Consider the following 19,671-nt stretch of genomic DNA (forward strand, 5'->3'; position numbering starts at 1 on the left):
GCAAGAAATCGTATAGTCAGCTTCAAAAATAAATAAAAAATCCTTGTCTCGAAGTCTAAATCGGGGGAAAGCGGATCATCGTTTGAACCAATGTTCCAAATTGAATAATCATGGGTACATCTGTAAATCTTCACGGTAAATCTTACCTGAATTACTTTCCGGTTATTAATTTTAGGAAGAATGAAAAAACTTCAGTTGAATTTTACAGTGCTTAAATATTTTATTGCCTGGGTTTGTATTATGACCACCTTCCTTCCCCAGGTACATCCAAAATCCAGCACAGCCATCGAACGGCCCGATTCTTTGTCTTCCGGGCATACCCTTCCCAGCACGCTGAGGTTTAAAAATTATAATATGAGTAGTGGTTTGCCTGCCGGGTTTGTTTTAGCAATTTCCCAGGATCAAAACGGCCTGATGTGGTTCGGTGATGAAGGCGAAGGACTGGTTTCCTTCGACGGCCGGAACTTTGAGGTTTTCAGCCATGATCCGGAGGATTCAACCTCTCTATCCAGTAATCGTATTTGGTGCATTCAGGCTGATGCTCAAAATAACCTGTGGATAGGGACGGATCATGGTCTCAACAGGAAAAAAGTTGACCCTGCAAATTATAAGGACAATCGTTTCGAGAAATTTTTTGCATCATCACAAGCCAATGATCTGCCGGATAACAGGATCACTGACCTCTTCCTGACCAGTAATTCAGATCTATTGATCGGTACAGCCAAAGGTCTCTGTGTATATCGTGAAAAGCGGATTTTTGAACGGATCAGGCTGGGAATTTATGATGAGTTGGAGATAGGGGCGATCTGCCAGGCCCGCTCCGGAAACATTTATGTGGGCACCAATCAAGGACTGTTTCTTTTGGACTCAAGTTATCATTTGTTGTCGCACTGGAACAGGATATCTTTAGACAAAGCTTTGGATATCTCTGCCATAACAGAGGGCCCAAACGGGCTTATCTGGATAAGTGCAGGAGAACTCTACCTTTTCGATCCTTCCACTCACACATTCAACTCAATCAATGCCTACCTGAATCCAAAGGAGCCATTTATGGCAAATGATACCTACAGGTTGCTGACCGACAGGCGGGGAAGGGTTTGGATAGGCACCATATCCTCAGGGGCCTTTGTCTGCTCAGTAAAAGGGGCAGGTTATGAATTGAGGGACTTCCAGGATCTTTTAGCAGGAGGGTTTCGGGGAGACCAGATACGTGACATTTACGAAGATCGGATGGGTTTCATTTGGGTTACTGCAAAAAGCAAGGGCCTGAATGTATATGATAGCGAAAATGAGGGAATTGATCTGATTGTACCTTTTGACGCCCCTCCCAGCCAATCCAGCGACAACAGTATTCTGGCCATAGCTGAGGATGAAAAGGGAAATGTCTATTTCGGTTCCAGGTCCTCCGGATTGGCCAGCTATAATTCGGACAAAAGGCGTTTCAAAACCTTCAGTCATCACCCGCAAGATAAATCTGCCATCAGCACCAACCGGATCCATACTATCAAAGTAAAATCCGAAGAGGAGATTCTAATAGGTACCATTGAAGGGATTAGTCTGTTTAATCCTGCCAAAGGCACATTTACAAATCATCATACCTCTGCGGTTTGGTTCCTGGAAGTTGACCAAAAGGGGATCATCTGGGCAGGGACTTCCGATGGAGTGTTTTACCAGGAAAGCATAAATGACGCACAAAAGCCTTTAATGGCCAAACATCTTGAATACCCGAAAGGTGAATGGGTCACCGTCATTTATTTAGACAGCATGCAACGCTTATGGATCGGAACGCGTGACCACGGTCTCTTTAGGCACGATATAAAAAATAACCATACCGAATGGATCAATAATGTGAGTTCCAATGAAGGCATACGCTTTACACCGACACAAATAAGATCCATCACCGAAGACGCCAAAGGCAATATTTGGGTCGGTACCAGGGAAAGCGGGTTATATATGTTCAGAAATGGAGAAAATAATTTTGAGCCGTATCCATACAAAATGTTTGATGGCAGTATCCGGGGAATGACAGTGGATGATCTGAACAACCTTTGGCTGGTGACACACAGGAATATTTTTCGGCTTGGTCCAGCTACAGGTGAACTATCGAAATTCGGGAAGGAATACGGTCTTTACGGAATACATACCGCATTAAAAACCAAAGAAGGCACGTTGCTTTTCGGTGGAGATCATAGGGTCCTATCCTATGGCCCCAACGACCAATTAGGAAAAAGATCTCCATCAAAGGTTAGCGTTAAATCAATCACACGACCCGCAGGGTCAGGTAAAGAGGGAGAGGAAAACAACTATCAGTTTTCATTCCGCAAACCATTGACTTTCGAATTCTTTATTGATGATTACGCTTCGCCCGAAGAAAACATTTACACCTACCAGTTGACCAATATAGACAAAGATTGGTCACAGCCCGGTCAAAACCAAAGGGTTTCCTACGCTAACCTGAGCCCCGGTCACTACACATTCATGGTAAAAGGAGCAGATGCCTCGGGCACCTGGTCAGAAAATGTGGCGACCATTGATTTTACTGTACTGGCCCCCTGGTGGCTCACGGTCTGGGCCAAGATCGGTTATCTACTTGCAGCCATCGCTCTCGGTTATACCACCTACCAGATCCTGGCCTTCAGGTCAAAGAAAAGAAGGGAACTCAAAAAACTAACCTATGAAAAGGAGCAGTCAGAACTTCTCACTCAACACAAACTGAGGTTCTTCACCAATATCTCCCATGAGCTACGGACCCCTCTTACGGTCATGATACCTTCCGCTGAGAAAATCTCTGGAAGCCAGTCATTGTCTGGAGAAGAGCTGGCCAAGCACGGGAATATAATCAAGCGTTCTGCCAATGCATTGTTTTCGCTGGTAGACGAACTGATCCAGTTTAAACGGATAGAAGAAGGTGCTCATAAGTTTGCTCCTGGCAAAACTAATATTGGGAACCTATCTTCCCGGATATTTGATGACCTGGACCCAGCTGCCGAAGAAAAGAATATTGACTATGACCTCAAAATTGAAGATATAGAAAAAGAGCTCTGGATCGATCAGAAGATCTTCGAAAAAGTGCTGAAAAACCTGATCTTTAATGCCATCAAATACACCCCAAAGTCAGGTCGTGTCCAGGTTAAGATCAGTATGGAAAAAACTGTTCCCGATTCACTGGCCGATCTGAGAATTGATGTTATTGACAATGGTATTGGGATATCAGAAGTCGACAAGGTACATATTTTTGACCGGTTTTACCGGACCGAACAGGGTTCAGGTTTTGCCAGAGGAACAGGGATAGGGCTCGACCTGGTAAAAAACCTGGTCGCATTGCATCATGGTACCATTGATGTAGAAAGTGATAAAGGCAAAGGAAGCCATTTCACTGTGAAACTGCCTGTACAAAAGCCTGTTCACAACCTGATGGATACTGAACCTGATATTGATCCGACCTTTGGGTCCGAAAATGGATTCCAGGATGACTTCCACGAGCAGACAGAAGACCATATCCTAATCGTAGAAGATGATGCTGAAATACTGTCCATGCTCCAGGAATTGTTTTCCAAAAACCATCGGTTAACCGTTGCGAAAAATGGTCTGGAAGGAATGGAAAAAGCCTTGGAGTACCCTCAGCCCAACCTGATCATCAGTGATGTGCTTATGCCTGAAATGAACGGATATGAATTGTGTACCGTGATCAAGAAAAATTTCAAAACAAGCCATATTCCAGTACTTCTGCTCACGGCCAAAAGCTCCATTTCTGATGAACTGGAGGGTCTTGGATCCGGAGCAAACGCCTATGTCACAAAGCCCTTTTACCCCAAGGTACTCATAGCCAAAGTGGATAATCTTCTGAAAAACCAAAAACTGCTAAAGAAACGGTTTGCCAGGGAAGCCCAATTAAATCCGTCTGAAATCGATATTCCCGATCCGGATAAGGAATTGTTGACTCGTTGTGTCAGGATCATTGAGGAAAACATTCAGGATCAGGATTTCAGCGTAGAAAATCTGGCGAGGGAAGCCGGTTTGAGCAGGACCCAGTTATTTAGAAAACTGAAATACCTGGTAGGCGTATCTGCTTCCGAGCTGATTTATTCCATTCGCCTGAAGCGGGCTTCAGAACTGTTGAAATCCGGGAAGTTTACCGTTTCAGAAGTAGCTTATGAGACAGGTTTTTCTACGCCAAGCTCATTCAGCAATACTTTCAAAAAGCATTTTAAGGTTTCTCCCAGGGAATTTATTGAAAACAAAGGCGAAATCTAGTGCCTGAACCCTCCGTTATTGTTTTTGGAACGCTTGTAAATCACTCTTCAAATACAAAACTCCATATTTGTTTCTACGATCATTTGGGTATGAAAGCCCCAAATGATTTCCATGTACCGATGGCACATCATTATGTCCCGTTACATAGCATGTCCTAAACGATGATTTAAATATCAATAGAAACAAAATTATGAAAAAGCTATTATCACTAGCGCTTCAGGTACTGGCGCTCCAAATCCTGTTCATTTCTGAAATTCATGCCCAACAACTTGCCTTTCCAACAGCCGAAGGCTATGGCAAATACGCCAAGGGAGGTCGGGGCGGTGTGGTATATGAAGTCACCAACCTCAACGATAGCGGGGAAGGCAGCCTGAGGGCTGCTGTGGAGGCGGAAGGGCCCAGAACGGTCATTTTCAGGGTTTCCGGCAATATAGAGCTCGAAAGCCCGATAAATATCAAAAATCCGTATATCACTATCGCAGGACAAACCGCTCCGGGTGATGGGATTTGCCTTAAGAACCATCCCCTTGGTATTGATGCAGACCATGTGATCGTACGGTATATCAGGGTCCGTCCCGGTGATGTGTCCGGAAAAGATTACGATGCGGTATCAAGCAGGTACACCAATCACATTATATTGGATCACATATCAGCAAGCTGGAGTATTGATGAATGCATGTCGATCTATCATTGCGACAGTATTACCGTCCAATGGTCTTTAATTTCTGAAAGTCTGAGCGGATCAAATCATGCTAAGGGTTCTCATGGATTTGGGGGGATATGGGGTTCGAATCATGGAACTTACCACCACAATTTATTAGCACATCATACCAGTCGAAATCCCCGGATGGCATCGGGGTCCGGTTATACCGATTACAGGAATAATGTGATTTATAACTGGGGGTACAACAGCTGTTATGGTGGTGAAAAACAACAGGTTGGAAATGATAAATTTAATTTTTCAACATTTAATATCGTCAACAACTATTACAAACCGGGGCCGGCCACTAAACCTGGAGAAGTAGCTTACAGAATTGCCAACCCAAGCTATAGAAGCGAAACAGATTTTGGAAAATGGTATATAGCTGATAATATGATGGAGGGTAATGTTACTGTTTCAAATGATAATTGGGACGGAGGGGTGCAAACAGGTATCTCCTTTGAAAAGATCAAACTTGACCAACCATGGGAATCAATGCCTATCAATGAACAATCAGCAAAAGAAGCTTATAAACTGGTACTGGAACATGCTGGTGCTTGTTTGCCAAAAAGAGATGAGATAGACACCAGGATCATTAAGGAAACCCGGGGTGGCTATGCAACTTTTGAAGGGGATGGTTACAAAGCTATTGCCGAAGTAACGGATCCTTCTAAGAAAACCGGTATCATTGATTCACAAGACGATGTAGGTGGCTGGCCAGTCCTGAAAAGCGCTCCTGCTCCTAAAGATACCGATCACGACGGCATGCCGGATAAGTGGGAAAAGAAGAACAGCCTGAACCCAAACGATGCATCAGACAGAAATAAGGTGGGAGAAGATGGATACACGATGTTGGAAAAATATATTAACAGTATTAAGTAAATCATCATGAATAAGCAATTTGTAATAATAGGTCTCTTATTTCTGGTTTTTACAGGAGGAGCACTTGCTCAGGACAACAATGCAAAAACCCGGGTCATCGTCACTTCAGATGCCGAAATAGACGATCAATGTTCTCTGGTTAGGTTCTTATTGTATGCCAACGAATGGGATGTTGAAGGGATTATTTCTTCGAGTTCGCAGTACCACTCGCATGGGCACCGTTGGGCTGGTGATGACTGGGCAGATCCTTATCTGGAAGCTTATGGGCAGGTCTATCCGAATCTAATTAAACACGATCCCGATTATCCCACGCCTGAATACCTTCGGAAGCGGACAGTCTTGGGGAATGTAAAGGTTGAAGGGGAAATGGAAGAGAAAACGGCAGGCTCTGAATTAATCGTAAAAGCTTTATTGGACGAAACAGATGATCGTCCAATTTGGCTACAGGCATGGGGAGGCACAAATACAATTGCCAGGGCTTTAAAAACCATAGAGGAAGAATACCCTGACAAGATGGAATATATTGCCAATAAACTCCGGTTCTTTTTCATTTGGGAACAGGATTCGACCTACCAATCATATATCCGTCCACATTGGGGCAAATACAATATTTTGACCATAATAAGTGACCAATTCTGGGCAATCGCTTACCAATGGGATAAAATCATACCCGACAAAAAAATCGACTACTTTAAAGTTGATTGGATGAAATCTAATATCCTTGAAAACCATGGGCCACTTTGCTCTCTATATATGGCATACCAAGGTGGGGATGATAATGAAGGATGGGGGGCAGGCAATCCTAAACAGAAGGGCTCTTTCCGTTCAGAAGGAGATTCACCTGCATTTATCCATACCATCCCTACTGGATTGCGAAATATGGAATCGCCCGACTATGGTGGTTGGGGCGGTCGTTATGTGAACGTTCGCGACAATACTTATCTCGATTCTGTGCCTGTTTCAGGTTATGAGTATCCAGAAGGCAGATGGTACACCGGTTCTGCATGGGGAAGAATGTATATGCGGGAACAGTATCCGGAGAATCAGGATTTAATGAGGGAATATTTCAAACCGATGACCAGATGGATGGACGCATTACAAAATGATTTTGCTGCCCGTGCCGATTGGTGTGTAAAATCCTTTGAGGAGGCCAACCACCCTCCTGTAGTAAGGTTAAACCATGCCGAAAATTTAGTTTCTAAACCCGGAAAAGAGTTGCAATTAAGTGCGGAAGGTACTTTTGACCCCGACGATGATCAGCTTTTTTATCAATGGTGGTATTACAAGGAGGCCAGCAGTTTTAATAGAGAAATTAATATTGAAAATGCCGACCAACAGAAGGCATTCTTTAAAGTCCCAGGAAATGCCGAAACTGGAGCGAAAATTCATGTGATTTGCGAGGTGAAGGACAATGGGACACCCCAATTGACCCGGTATCGCCGGGTAATTATTACAGTAGATTGATTATCTCTATTTTCCAGGTTTGATTGGATTAATTTTAAAAAATAGAAATATTGTTTCATAGTAAATAAAGGATTCAGACCATGATGGCATGCCAGATAAATGGGAAATTGAAAATGGACTGAACAAGGATAATCCAGAAGATAGGAATAACCTGGCTCAGGATGGGTGCACTATGTTGGAGAAGTATTTAAATAGTATAGAATGATAAAAATAGGAGGCGAAATTATTCCACTAATCCAGATGGTCCACTAATTACACGGATTAGCACGAATTTATTTAATTATTTTAGTAAATTCTGAGTAAAATTAATTTTAGATTGGCCTTAATATTTGGGGTGGAGTGGTAAACTTCACCCCAAATATCTATTGGGAAATTTCTAGAAATAAATTCGAATAATTGAAGTGATCAGAGGAAATAATTTGGGCAAAAGAAGCTCTATGCCCATTCATTCATCCTCCAACCATTTTGAATAAATTTCCTCAACCTCATCAATGATTTGGTCATAAAGCTCTTCCAGGGAAATTGGGTCAACATTTTTTTCTCTTTCCATGGTCTTTTTATCAATTTTCCCATTGTCGAATTCTCCTTTACAAAACCACCTTGTTACCTGTTTTGGAGACATTTCAAATTCAAAACCAAGCTTAAAAGTTTTCCCTGATTCCTTCTTGGTGTCTATAAAAGTCAGTGAAAGAATATTTTCCCTTGGATTGTTGACCTCGGCCATAAATGCCAATTCCAAATTTTTGAGTCCGGAAAATGTTATCGATTTGTTAATGGGTACCATATCCTAAATTCTTTTGATTTTTGAGGTTAAATAATGCTTTGGGTAAATGGTTAATTTATCTAATTCAATTTAAGATTTATCCTTGATAGAACCAGCTTTTTACTTTGTACTTTTTAGGGAATTCGAAGGGAAATGCTCATTTTGAGAATATCGGAAAACGGTATCTGGCATTTGAATAATGTAGTATTTGGTATCAGTCAATGTGATTCAGGCATCTTGGAAAAGACAATTCATCATTCTAAATTCTCCATTTCCAATTTTTAATATCTGAATTCGGTTCTGTTTTATTGACAGTTGTGGTGCGTCAATATCCAGGCGACCCAATACCTCCAATATTACTTTTTTGTTAGAAGCAACCACCCCATTCTTATTCTTTTGATAACGGCCTTTTAAGTGAGTTTTTTTGAGGGACCTCCTATAATTGCAGCTCAAACAAAATGAGCTATTGTAATGAGAAACTTTTTACAAACCCTAACCGGGGCCTTGATGGCCCTAGTCCAGGTAAGTGCATGTCAAGCACCTGCCAATAATGATAAAGCGATTTATACTGAGGAAGTAGTCCAGCCTGTTTATGTGACTGGAAAAGTCAAACATGATTCTGATGACCCAGCCATTTGGGTCAATAAATCCAACCCTGCCAAAAGTTTGGTGATCGGGACCGATAAGGATAAGGATGGTGCCCTTTATGTTTTTGACTTGAAAGGAAACATTATTGATTCCCTGATGGCCAAAGGCATCCAAAGACCCAATAATGTAGATGTGGGATATGGACTGAAGCTTGGGGACAGCTTGGTGGATTTTGCTGTAACTGGTGAGCGGTTGACTTCCAAGTTGAGATTTTATTCCCTTCCCGATATGAAAGAAATCCATAAGGGAGGAATTGAAATTTTTAAAGGAGAAAAAGGGGAGGAATACCGGGATTTAATGGGAATAGCCCTTTACCATGATTCCAAAAGCGGGAAACATTATGTCATTGCGGGAAGAAAAAATGGCCCAACAGATGGTACTTACCTATGGCAATATGAAATCCAAAACAAGGATGGAAAACTATCCCTTGATTTAGTCAGGAAATTTGGTCAGTTCAGTGGGAAAAAAGAAATAGAAGCCATTGCAGTGGACCAAAAATTGGGCTATGTCTATTATTCTGATGAAGGTGTTGGGGTGAGGAAATACCATGCCCAGCCGGAAAAAGGAAATGAGGAATTGGCACTTTTTGCCCAAGAGGGATTTACCAAAGACCATGAAGGCATCAGCATTTATGAATTGGATAGTTTGACAGGGTATATCCTGGTTTCTGATCAGGAAGCCAATCAATTCCATGTGTTCCCACGGGAAGGAAGTGAAAATAATCCGCATCAACACAAACTTTTGACCAAAATCAAAACCCGTACACTCAGCAGTGATGGATCCGAATTGGTCAGTGTGAAGTTGGATTCCACTTTTACCAAGGGACTTTTTGTAGCCATGTCTGATGACAAAACCTTTCAGTATTACAAGTGGGAGGACATGGCTGCTGACACTTTAAAAACAATCAAATAACCATACAAACTTAGTTTTTTATGAAAAATCATCTACTGATTTTGATCCTGTTTTTGGGATCTTTGCAAGTTGCTTTTGCTCAGGGTGTCATCAAAGGGAAGGTGAAAGACAATCAAAACCTTTCTTTACCCGGGGCCAATATTACCTTGGTTGGTAGCCAAAAAATGGCCGTTACCGATCAGGAGGGAAAGTTTTTGCTGGTGGGTTTACCTGCCGGGCAATACCAATTGGAAGTGGGCTACCTGGGCTATAATACCCTAAATCAATGGGTAGAGGTTAAAAATGGCCAAACTGAAGAATTGGTATTTGAAATGCAGCCAGGGATGTTGGAAGGAAGAGAGTTTGTAGTTTTTGGGGATCGGCTAAAAGGTCAGGCAAAGGCTTTGAACCAGCAGAAAACCAATTCCAATATTACCAATATTGTTTCATCTGACCAGATCGGTCGTTTTCCTGATGCTAATATTGGGGATGCGCTTAAGCGGATACCAGGAATTACCATACAAAATGACCAGGGAGAAGCCAGGGATATTATATTCCGGGGGATGGCCCCACAATTGAATTCGGTAACCCTGAATGGGGAAAGAATTCCTTCATCAGAGGCGGAAAACAGGATGGTACAAATGGACCTGATTCCCTCTGATATGTCAAAACTATTGAGGTGAACAAGGCAGGATTGATGCGGATGCTATTGGTGGATCCGTGAACCTGGTGACCAGAAAAGCTCCGAATGGTTTAAGGATTTCGGGTTCAATGCTTTCTTGTCTTATGAAACAAAAAAATTGGTGGTAAGGGCTTCCTGGAACTATGCCAGCAATTATTTGGATGAATTGGGTGGAGAAACTTTTGAAGACCGGTATTATGATAGGCAAAGCTTCCTGGATGTAAATGCTTCTTATGCTTTACCCCAAAATGGCGTGTTTTCTTTGAGGGGAATAACCTTACCAATCAACCATTAAGATATTATCAGGGTATCAGTTCCAGTACAATGCAGGAGGAATTTTACAATGCCCGGTTTAATATAGGTTTGAAATTTGACGTTTTTGAATAAAATAAAGATGACAATTGTTTTTGGGATAAATTTAATTTTTCATAAAATAATTGAAAATTAAACAACAAAATCAGGAATAAGCATTTCTTATATTCCTGATTTTTTTTGATTATATTATGTTAAATAAAAAGTATCCCTGTGGGGGAAATGCTTTGTTTGACCCATTAACTCCAAATAAATTAATATCATTTTTTTATCACTGTTCAAAATAGGAAGCCAATCTAGAAAGGAGGATTTGGAAATCGTTTCCGGGAATAAACCTTGGACCTTTAAAGGCAAATAAAACCTTCTAAATGATAGGACAGCCATAATTATATTAAAAGGTGAGTTTTGGAATAAGGGAATCTAATTGTTTATTCTAATGGATATTTTTTGGGATTGTCGAACTCCCTGCTTTAAAAATATGGGTGGGAGGTGGGTGAAAAATAAAAAGCAATAAATTTACAAACATGAATTTTTCATCCCTTAAATTCATGTTTTTTATTTTAAATCGTTTGGCATTTTACAAACTTTGGATTTTTATTCTATAATGATTTAAATTATTCATCCCTGGAAAAAATGTTAGAACAAAATGAAAAATTTTTTTATTGAAAGAAATGGGAAACTCACTTTGGGTTACAATAATTTTTCCTTAAAAGATTAAGTCATGTAGAGGTGATGCTATAGGAAAACGATTTAATTCTTAACTTTAAAGCATTATGGGAAAGAAAAAGATTTCAATAACTGATATAGCCAAGGAATTAAATGTTTCTATCACCACAGTGTCCTTTATTTTAAATAATAAAGCCAAAAACCGGATCAGTGATGAGGTTATTAAAAAAGTGCAAGATTATGTAAAAAAAGTTGGTTATCAACCTAACCAATTAGCCCAGGGTTTAAGGACAGGAAAATCCAAGATCATCGTTTTTATGGTTGAAGATATTTCTGATGCCTTTTTTTCCAGTATTGCCAGGTTAATGGAAGGGAAAGCCTATGATAATGGTTATAAACTTATTTTTTGTAGCACCGAAAATGACAAAGACAAAGCCAGGGATTTGATTCGATTGTTCAAGGACCGCCAGGTGGATGGTTACATTATTACCCCACCGGCAGATTTTGAACAGGAAATCCATGAGCTGTTGGAGGAGGATTTTCCAGTAGTTTTGTTTGACCGTTACTTTGAGGAATTGGATGTCAGCCATGTGATTATTAACAACCAGGAAAGTGCCTTCAATTCGGTTAAAAATCTGGTTGAAGGAGGTTTTAGGAATATTGGCTATGTTACCTTGGAGTCCAACCAGTCGCAGATGAAAGACCGTTTATCCGGTTATGAAAAAGCCATTGACCTTTATGATCTTCCAAAAAGTATTTTTAAAGTTTCTTTTAAAGATTTTAAAGCTCACCGTTCTGATGAATTAGTGGAAACCTATTTAAAAGAAAATCCACAATTGGATGCATTGTTTTTTGCAACTAATTACCTGGCTAAGAGTGGATTGAAAGTTTTGAAAAAGAAAGGGGTAAAGATTCCGGAACAAATCGGGGTGGTTAGTTTCGATGATAGTGATGTTTTTGAGTTATATACCCCTACCATTACATCCTTGTCTCAACCTATTGAATCCATTGCAGATAAGTTAATGGAAATAATGCTCAAACAATTGACTAATATAAAAGGAAGGAACAAGATTATACATGCGGAATTACCAGGTAGTCTGATAGTAAGAGAGTCAAGTCATAAGTAGTTTTTTTATTGGAGTTAATCTACTGCCTGTGAATAGATATTCCTTTTTATTCAAAACAGGATTGATGCCGATTAAAGGAAAAAATAGGGAGCAATATAGATTTGAAATGCAAAAAATGTTTTTTATCTAATTGGTCAACTAGTTTTATATGAAATGAAAAATCTAATATTTAAAGGTTTACAAAATGAAGAAATCTAAAATGCCTTTTAATCAATTATTTAAAACAAGTCTATTAAATCGATTTTGTTTACTGACTTTTGCCGGTATAGGAATATTCAGTGCCTGCAAAACTGAAAAAACCTATGAACTGATTATTGTGGTTGAAAACACCCAAAACTATGAGCGAAAATCTGAAACCATAGAAATTGCTGTTGAAAAGGTAAAACCTCTTTTGGAAAAATTTGGGGCAAACAATCTTGTAATTGAAAATCCAGACACAGAAAATCTTTTGGTGAGCCAGTGGATAGATCTGGATGGGGATAATTCTCTGGACCAATTAATTTTTCAAGTGGATATCCCGGGCAATAATTCTCAGGAATTTATTTTGAGATCTTTGGAAGAGAGGGAGCAGCAGCCAGAGTCAGAATTGACCACCTTTTCCAGGTTTGTGCCAGAAAGAACCGATGATTACACATGGGAAAATGACAAAGTGGCTTTCCGGACTTATGGGCCGGAAGCTCAAAGGCGAATTGAAGAGGGGGAACCTGGTGGGACGCTTTCCAGTGGAATCGATGCCTGGCTAAAAAGTGTTGAATATCCCATTATTGATAAATGGTACAAAAAGAATGAGGAAAACCCCGGTGCTTATCATATTGATTCCGGAGAAGGATATGATCCTTACCATGTAGGATCCAGCAGGGGAATTGGTGGGGTAGGCTTTTGGGAAGATGATTCCTTATTTACTTCAAAAAATTTTGTGGAGTATAAAACCAGAGCTACTGGACCCATCCGTACAGTTTTTGAATTAAAGTATGCTCCTTGGGAGGTAAATGGAAAAATGGTTGAGGAAACAAAAAGGATTAGTCTTGATTTAGGAAGTAACCTCTCCAGGTTTGAATCTACATTTACCAGTGAAAATGAAATTCCAAATCCCACCATAGGCATTACCCTTCATGAAAAAGAGGGAGAGGTGAAAGCAAATGAAGAAAAAGGTATTTTTAGGTATTGGGAACCCATGGATGGCCATCATTTGGGATTAGGGGTGGTTATTGATCCAGAATTGGTCCAGGGATTTAAAGACCACCGGGTGGAATATAAAGATGGTAGCCAATTGCTGATCATGACAGATCCAAGCAATAATAAACTGACTTATTATGCTGGATTTGGCTGGGATAAAAGTGGTCAAATTGAAAACAAAGCAGAATGGGATGCCTATCTTGAACAATTTAAAAACAAGTTGTCTAACCCCTTAAAAGTTAAGGTTAAAGGCAAAAAAAAATAAACCGAAAAATTTAATATAACTAACCGCTAAGAACCCAAAGGAAACCGGAATGTCCGCATTGCCAATTATTTCATTGAGGTAAAGACACAAAGAGTCTATTGCGGAATAATTCAGGTCGCCTTATCGTAAAGACAATGCTTTCGAAGTTTTACTTATTTGGTATATTTACTAGTTTTGTCTTTCTCTGGAGACATCCAGAAGGGAATAATTCGGGATAAAACTCCCTCTCCCTTATGGGGAGGGGGAGAAAAAACCGTAACTTGAAGAAACTTTCCCTTTTTAGATTCCTTTTTTTTTGTAAACAATGAAAAATGGGTAATCCTAAATTCCTTGGGATTTGGCCCATGGGTAGAAAAAGAGAAATAATAAAGTAATCGATTGCACTAAAATAAATTCACTAAAACAAACAATAAAAAAATGCATACTAACATCGTAACGAGACATGCATCGCATCCGGAAGATGTAAAAGGGTACGATACCCAAAAACTCCGTGATCATTTTCTTTTAGAGGATATTTTTCAAAAGGATCAGATTAACGGGGTATATAGTACCTTTGACCGCTTAATCGTAGGTGGGATCTATCCAGTAACCAAATCTTTGGAACTGGAAACAGTAGATCAGCTTAAGTCTGACTATTTCCTTGAGCGCAGGGAGTTCGGAGTGATCAATGTTGGAGATTCCACTTTGGTTACTGTTGATGGCACGGATCATAAATTGGGAAGAAAAGAAGCTTTGTACATTGGCAAGGGAACCAAAGAGGTGATTTTCCATCCATCTGCTGAGGGGCAAGCTGTACTTTACTTTAATTCTGCTCCAGCCCATACAGATTACCCTACCAAAAAAGTAGGTTTGGATGATGCAGAAAAAGTGGAATTAGGATCCTTGGAAAATTCCAACCACAGGGTGATCAATAAGCTATTGGTAAATAGTGTTGTAGATACTTGTCAGCTTCAAATGGGTATGACAGAATTGAAACCCGGAAGTGTATGGAATACCATGCCTGCCCATACCCATGACCGAAGAATGGAAGCCTATTTCTATTTTGATTTGGATGATGATGCCGTGGTTTGTCACTACATGGGGCAACCGGATGAAACGAGACACATTTGGATGAAAAAACACCAGGCGGTGATTTCTCCTGCTTGGTCCATACATGCAGGATCGGGGACTTCCAATTATACCTTTATCTGGGGTATGGCAGGGGAGAACCTTGATTATGGTGATATGGATAAAGTAGCTCCTGTAGATATGAAATAATTAAAGAAGACCGGCAGAGTTCAGAATTTTAGTACTGTGCCGGTTATTCCTTTTTCTTACCGATCAACTTTTAAAAATTGAAGCAATATTTAGCTTCTATAAGAAATTAATACCCTAACCACTATAAAAAGATTCAAAAGCACTGAAGGACATTTTGTCCCCAATTTAAGGGGCATGAAATGTTTGGAAAGAATTTGAATCAGGCCTTAAAAATCCAATAAAAACAATAAAAAAACCTAAACTATGAAAGAACTATTTGATCTGTCCGGCAAAGTTGCCTTAGTGACAGGTGCAACACACGGACTGGGAATGGCCATGGCCACAGCATTGGCCAAAAGTGGGGCTACTTTAATTTTCAATGACATCAACCAGGAAAAAATTGACAATGCCACCAAAGAATATGCAGGCAATGGTATTGAAGCTCATGGATATTTGTTTGATGTTACGGATGCCAAAGCGGTAGATGAGCATGTTACGACCATTGAGAAGAAGTTTGGCCCTATTAATATTCTGGTTAACAATGCAGGGATCATCATGAGGGTACCGGCTTTAGAAATGGATCCTGAAGACTTCAGAAAAGTAGTGGAGGTAGATCTTATTTCTCCATTTATCATGTCCCAGCGAGTGGGAAAAAGTATGAAAGAAAATGGGGGCGGAAAAATTATTAACATCTGCTCCATGATGAGTGAACTTGGCCGTAATTCCGTTTCGGCATATGCTGCAGGAAAAGGTGGTCTGAAAATGTTGACCAGAAACTTGGCTACTGAATGGGCCAAATACAACATTAATGTTAATGGCATAGGACCTGGTTATTTTGCAACCAGTCAAACTGCTCCGATCCGGGTAGATGGCCATCCATTCAATGACTTTATTATCAATAGAACTCCTGCCGGCAGATGGGGTAATCCAGAGGATTTGCAGGGAACCACTGTTTTCTTGGCCAGTAAAGCCAGTGACTTTGTAAATGGGCAAATTGTCTATGTAGATGGAGGTATTTTAGCAACCATCGGAAAACCACATGGTGAGGAATAAATTTTTCCTTAAATTCATAATAAAAAAACACCCTCAAAACTTAATTTGAGGGTGTTTTTTTTTGATTCAGGTGTAATAAAAGATAAAAAAGGTTGACTGGTTAATTGATAAATTGATAGAACAAAGGTTGAGCTTTGAACTAAATAACCTAATAACCAATCACTAAGCTCTTCCTGCTTTTTTTAGGAACCTGTAATGGGATTGTAAAGCTGAAAAGAAAGTCTTGTTCTCATGGTAAGGCAATCCAAATTCCAGTGCGGTACTTTTCACAATTTCTGATATGGCTGGGTAATGAATATGACAAACCTTGGGAAATAAGTGGTGTTCTATCTGGAAATTGAGCCCACCGCAAAGAAATGTGGCGATTTTACTTTTCCGGGCAAAATTCGCGGTTGTTTTCATTTGATGTTCTGCCCAGGATTCCTCAATATTTTCATAAGTGCTAGGGTGGGGCATTTCTGTTTCCTCTACCAGATGGGCCAGTTGGAATACTAATCCAAGAACCAATCCTTCAGCCACATTCATTAAAATAAAACCAATAAGAAATTGCCACCAGGTTATATCCATGAGCACCAATGGAGTAATGATAAATATGATGTAATACAATGCCTTGTAAAAGAATAGATTAAAATATTCGATTTTGGGATGTTTGTTTTTGTGAGCCCCAATTTCTTTTTTGAAGAATTTTATATAATCCTTCCTGAAAAACCAGGATAAAGAAGTTAGGCTGTAAAGCATAAAGGCATATATATGCTGGTAGCGATGGGCTTTTTTGACTCTTTCTTCCTGGGAGATCCTGATTATCCCTGGAGCTACTTCCAGGTCACCATCATGGCCAATTATATTGGTGTAAGTATGGTGGACTTTGTTATGGGTAATTTTCCAAACATAAACACTGGCCCCAATCAAATGAAACAGAAATCCAAGAGATTTATTGATGGCAGGTTTTGAGGAATAAGCCCCATGTAGAGCATCATGGCATATATTAAACCCTATGCAAGCCATAGTAATGCCTAAGCCAATAGCCAATATTAATGTAATATATAATGGGAAAATATCCAGTACGATCAGAAAATATAAGCCGACAAACAGCCCAAGGTAGATCAAAGTTTTGAAAACCATGGAGCTATTGGCGTTTTTAGAAATATTTTGATTATTGAAATACTCGTCGATTCTTTTTCTAATTGTTGCGAAGAAAAGGGATTTACCCGTATCAACAAATTTGATGGAACGGTCCATAAATGGGGGTTAAGTGAATTTAGGCTTAGATTCTATCTAACCTCTATAAATACAACGTTTTATTGTTGAAATAATTTCCCTGACTGATTATTGGGAGATTATTTTAATTAAATTTTTACGAATTAAGTGGAGATATTGGGATTTTCCTACCAGTATTAAAAATAATTGATTTTATTTTATAACCTTAGGTTGAATAGAAAATTCAATGTTTTTTAGTTAGGGTAATAAAGAAGGAAACTTTAATTGATTTTCTGGTCTGCGTCCAAAATTATTTAAGGGAATTACTGTAAAATATATTGAAATTTGTCTGATTGTTATTAAATGGATTTTTGTGTTGTTGATAAAGATAATTTTGCCTACTTTGTTGTGTCATTTGACAAATACCCAAAATAAACCCCGTGAAAGAAGTATATCATCATACTGAATTGGAAGATCCCAATGGTCTGTGGCATCAGTTGAGGCAGGGAGACCGTAAGGGATTGGAAGGATTATACAAACATTTTTCCAAAGATCTTTTTCGCTATGGTTTATCATTGAAACCAGATCAGAATATAGTCCAGGACTGTATTCAGGAAGTTTTTATTGACCTATGGAAATACCATAAAAACCTTCAAAAGGCAGATAATGTAAAGGTATATCTTTTTAAATCCTTATCCTATAAAATGTTTCGGGAAATCAAAAAGGAAAAAAAGTGGAAAAGGAAGGAAGTTACTGAAAATTTTGAACCTCACCTTCATCTGCAATTGAGGAGATTCCTCAATCGCCTTTGTCTGATGAAATGAAACAAATTAGGCTTGGGGAGGTGCATTACCTAAGGGCTTTGTATTACTGGTTGATTGTGGAAACCTGGGGTGGGGTTCACCTGACCACAGAGCCAACAATAGGAGTTGAAACCACTTCTACCCGAAGTCCGGTTCAGGATTTCTATGATGTGATTTTCTCTGATTTGGATATTGCCATAGCCAACCTGGATGGCCGAATTGCCCATGAGGGAGGAAGAGTTACAAAACCTGCTGCAGAAGCCTTCAAAGCAAGAATGTTGCTTACATGAGAAAGGTACAGCGAAGCTGCTGAATTGGCCAAAAAAGTGATCGATGATTATGATTTCGAATTGTTCGATGACTATACAGCCCTTTGGCATATTGATAATAGTGAAGGTTCTACCAATTCTGAAATGATCTATTATGTCAACTATTCAGAGAATAACCTCATCAATACTTCTGACGATGAATTTGATGGCAATACTGAAGCCAATGCTTTCCGTCAGGAAGGTGGTAACCAGCTTCACCTGATGTTTACTCCAAGATACGATTTCCATTCAGGGATGGTACTGGATATAATCAACAGTATCGGTTTTCAGCGTTATGCCTGCACGAGAAGGTATTTGGAGCTGTTTAACAGTGACATTGACCAACGCTACCAAGGAACCTTTAAAGAGGTTTGGTATGCCAATGGTGGTGATGTAGGCCAATATGTTGATATGGTTCAGGGAGATACGGCCATTTATTGGAGCTATAAGGATCTATCTGAAGAATTTAAAGCCAGCAAAGCCACCAAATATGAGGTGATGGATATTAATGACCTTTACAATCCGGATGGTTCATTGACAGATTTCAGGAACTTTATTGAAATGCACAAGCACAACAGTACCACGGATAGGGATGCTATCTTTGAGTTCAGAAGTAAAAGGGATGCCTTTGTGATCCGGATTGCTGAGATGTACATGATCGTGGCTGAGGCGGCCATGCAGGCTGGTAATATGACGGAGGCAGTTGAATATATGAATATGCTAAGGAGAAACAGGGCTAAGGACGGCTTTGAAACCCAAATGGAAATATCTGCTGCTGATATGGACATGGACTTTATTCTTGAAGAAAGAGGACGTGAGCTGGGTGGCGAATTGCTACGTTGGTTTGACCTGAAAAGAACAGGCAAGCTCATTGAATATGTAAGAATGTATAATACAGATGCAGATGATAATATCATGGATTTCCATAGGTTAAGGCCTATTCCCCAGTCTCACCTTGATGGATCACCAATAGAGAAGAATTTCAACAAAACCCCGGTTGGAACTAGTAGTGAATCAAAAGGAAAAGGCCATGAATATGGCCTTTTCTCCTTTTCCTAAATAAGATAATCTTAATCTTTCTATCATTATCATTCAAAAATACAACTGCTTAAAAAAGTGGCCGGGAAGCAATTGTTTTTTTGCATACTTCCCAATTAAGATAATTGAGTTTAATTGGGTTTATTAATTTGGTTTTTCCCCAGGCATTTTTGGCTGGGGAAATCTTTTTTGAGTATTCACCCAAT

At 39.7% G+C, this 19,671-nt stretch carries 15 protein-coding genes; 13 read left to right on the forward strand and 2 right to left on the reverse strand.

Annotation, left to right across the window (positions count from 1 at the left end; translation table 11 throughout):
* Window positions 1-180 precede the first annotated feature (180 nt).
* From QWY93_RS14260 to QWY93_RS14270, 3 genes are all read left to right on the forward strand, one after another.
* Entirely contained in the window at window positions 181-4,254 is a 4,074-nt protein-coding gene (locus QWY93_RS14260) for a hybrid sensor histidine kinase/response regulator transcription factor (protein WP_290249038.1), read from the forward strand.
* A 190-nt stretch (window positions 4,255-4,444) separates the two neighbouring features.
* The gene (locus tag QWY93_RS14265) at window positions 4,445-5,836 is read left to right on the forward strand and encodes a pectate lyase family protein (RefSeq protein ID WP_290249039.1); all 1,392 of its coding nucleotides are present in this window, start codon (window positions 4,445-4,447) and stop codon (window positions 5,834-5,836) included.
* Between the two features lie 6 nt (window positions 5,837-5,842).
* The gene (locus tag QWY93_RS14270; RefSeq protein WP_290249040.1) at window positions 5,843-7,300 is read left to right on the forward strand and encodes a DUF1593 domain-containing protein; all 1,458 of its coding nucleotides are present in this window, start codon (window positions 5,843-5,845) and stop codon (window positions 7,298-7,300) included.
* Window positions 7,301-7,745: 445 nt separating this feature from the next.
* Here the strand turns inward: QWY93_RS14270 and QWY93_RS14275 are convergent, their stop codons facing one another.
* Entirely contained in the window at window positions 7,746-8,084 is a 339-nt protein-coding gene (locus QWY93_RS14275) for a hypothetical protein (RefSeq protein ID WP_290249041.1), read from the reverse strand.
* A 450-nt stretch (window positions 8,085-8,534) separates the two neighbouring features.
* On the opposite strand from QWY93_RS14275, the gene QWY93_RS14280 reads away from it, so the two are divergent.
* From QWY93_RS14280 to QWY93_RS14310, 7 genes are all read left to right on the forward strand, one after another.
* Window positions 8,535-9,623 (forward strand): phytase, encoded by a 1,089-nt coding sequence (locus tag QWY93_RS14280; RefSeq protein WP_290249042.1) that lies wholly within the window; start codon window positions 8,535-8,537, stop codon window positions 9,621-9,623.
* Window positions 9,624-9,643: 20 nt separating this feature from the next.
* The gene (locus QWY93_RS14285) at window positions 9,644-10,285 is read left to right on the forward strand and encodes a carboxypeptidase-like regulatory domain-containing protein (protein ID WP_290249043.1); all 642 of its coding nucleotides are present in this window, start codon (window positions 9,644-9,646) and stop codon (window positions 10,283-10,285) included.
* Window positions 10,286-10,381: 96 nt separating this feature from the next.
* Entirely contained in the window at window positions 10,382-10,579 is a 198-nt protein-coding gene (locus QWY93_RS14290; RefSeq protein WP_290249044.1) for a hypothetical protein, read from the forward strand.
* Window positions 10,580-11,369: 790 nt separating this feature from the next.
* Window positions 11,370-12,389: a LacI family DNA-binding transcriptional regulator gene (locus tag QWY93_RS14295; RefSeq protein ID WP_290249045.1), complete on the forward strand. Its 1,020-nt coding sequence runs from the start codon at window positions 11,370-11,372 to the stop codon at window positions 12,387-12,389.
* 184 nt (window positions 12,390-12,573) lie between these two features.
* Window positions 12,574-13,830 carry a BT3233 family polysaccharide utilization protein gene (locus QWY93_RS14300; protein WP_290249046.1) on the forward strand — a complete coding sequence of 419 codons (1,257 nt, stop codon included), beginning with the start codon at window positions 12,574-12,576 and terminating at the stop codon, window positions 13,828-13,830.
* 417 nt (window positions 13,831-14,247) lie between these two features.
* A complete protein-coding gene (gene kduI, locus QWY93_RS14305; RefSeq protein ID WP_290249047.1) occupies window positions 14,248-15,087 on the forward strand; it encodes a 5-dehydro-4-deoxy-D-glucuronate isomerase in 840 nt (279 codons plus the stop codon).
* A gap of 243 nt (window positions 15,088-15,330) precedes the next feature.
* Window positions 15,331-16,119, forward strand: coding sequence for a gluconate 5-dehydrogenase (locus QWY93_RS14310; protein ID WP_290249048.1), 789 nt, complete (start codon window positions 15,331-15,333; stop codon window positions 16,117-16,119).
* A 162-nt stretch (window positions 16,120-16,281) separates the two neighbouring features.
* Here QWY93_RS14310 and QWY93_RS14315 read toward each other — a convergent pair whose 3' ends face one another.
* Window positions 16,282-17,358, reverse strand: a complete 1,077-nt coding sequence (locus tag QWY93_RS14315; RefSeq protein WP_290249049.1) for a fatty acid desaturase family protein — start codon at window positions 17,356-17,358, stop codon at window positions 16,282-16,284.
* Between the two features lie 398 nt (window positions 17,359-17,756).
* Here QWY93_RS14315 and QWY93_RS14320 point away from each other — a divergent pair, with 398 nt between their 5' ends.
* From QWY93_RS14320 to QWY93_RS14330, 3 genes are read left to right on the forward strand one after another with little or no spacing between them, the layout of a single operon-like run.
* On the forward strand, window positions 17,757-18,140 hold the full coding sequence (locus tag QWY93_RS14320; protein ID WP_290249050.1) for an RNA polymerase sigma factor: 384 nt from the start codon (window positions 17,757-17,759) through the stop codon (window positions 18,138-18,140).
* Window positions 18,137-18,409 (forward strand): RagB/SusD family nutrient uptake outer membrane protein, encoded by a 273-nt coding sequence (locus tag QWY93_RS14325; protein WP_290249051.1) that lies wholly within the window; start codon window positions 18,137-18,139, stop codon window positions 18,407-18,409. Before QWY93_RS14320 ends, QWY93_RS14325 begins: the two co-directional genes overlap by 4 nt.
* A 24-nt stretch (window positions 18,410-18,433) precedes the next feature.
* On the forward strand, window positions 18,434-19,486 hold the full coding sequence (locus tag QWY93_RS14330) for a RagB/SusD family nutrient uptake outer membrane protein (protein ID WP_290249052.1): 1,053 nt from the start codon (window positions 18,434-18,436) through the stop codon (window positions 19,484-19,486).
* The last annotated feature ends 185 nt before the right edge of the window (window positions 19,487-19,671 follow it).

Origin of the sequence: Echinicola jeungdonensis, assembly GCF_030409905.1 — a bacterium.
In the GTDB taxonomy this organism is placed as follows: domain Bacteria; phylum Bacteroidota; class Bacteroidia; order Cytophagales; family Cyclobacteriaceae; genus Echinicola; species Echinicola jeungdonensis.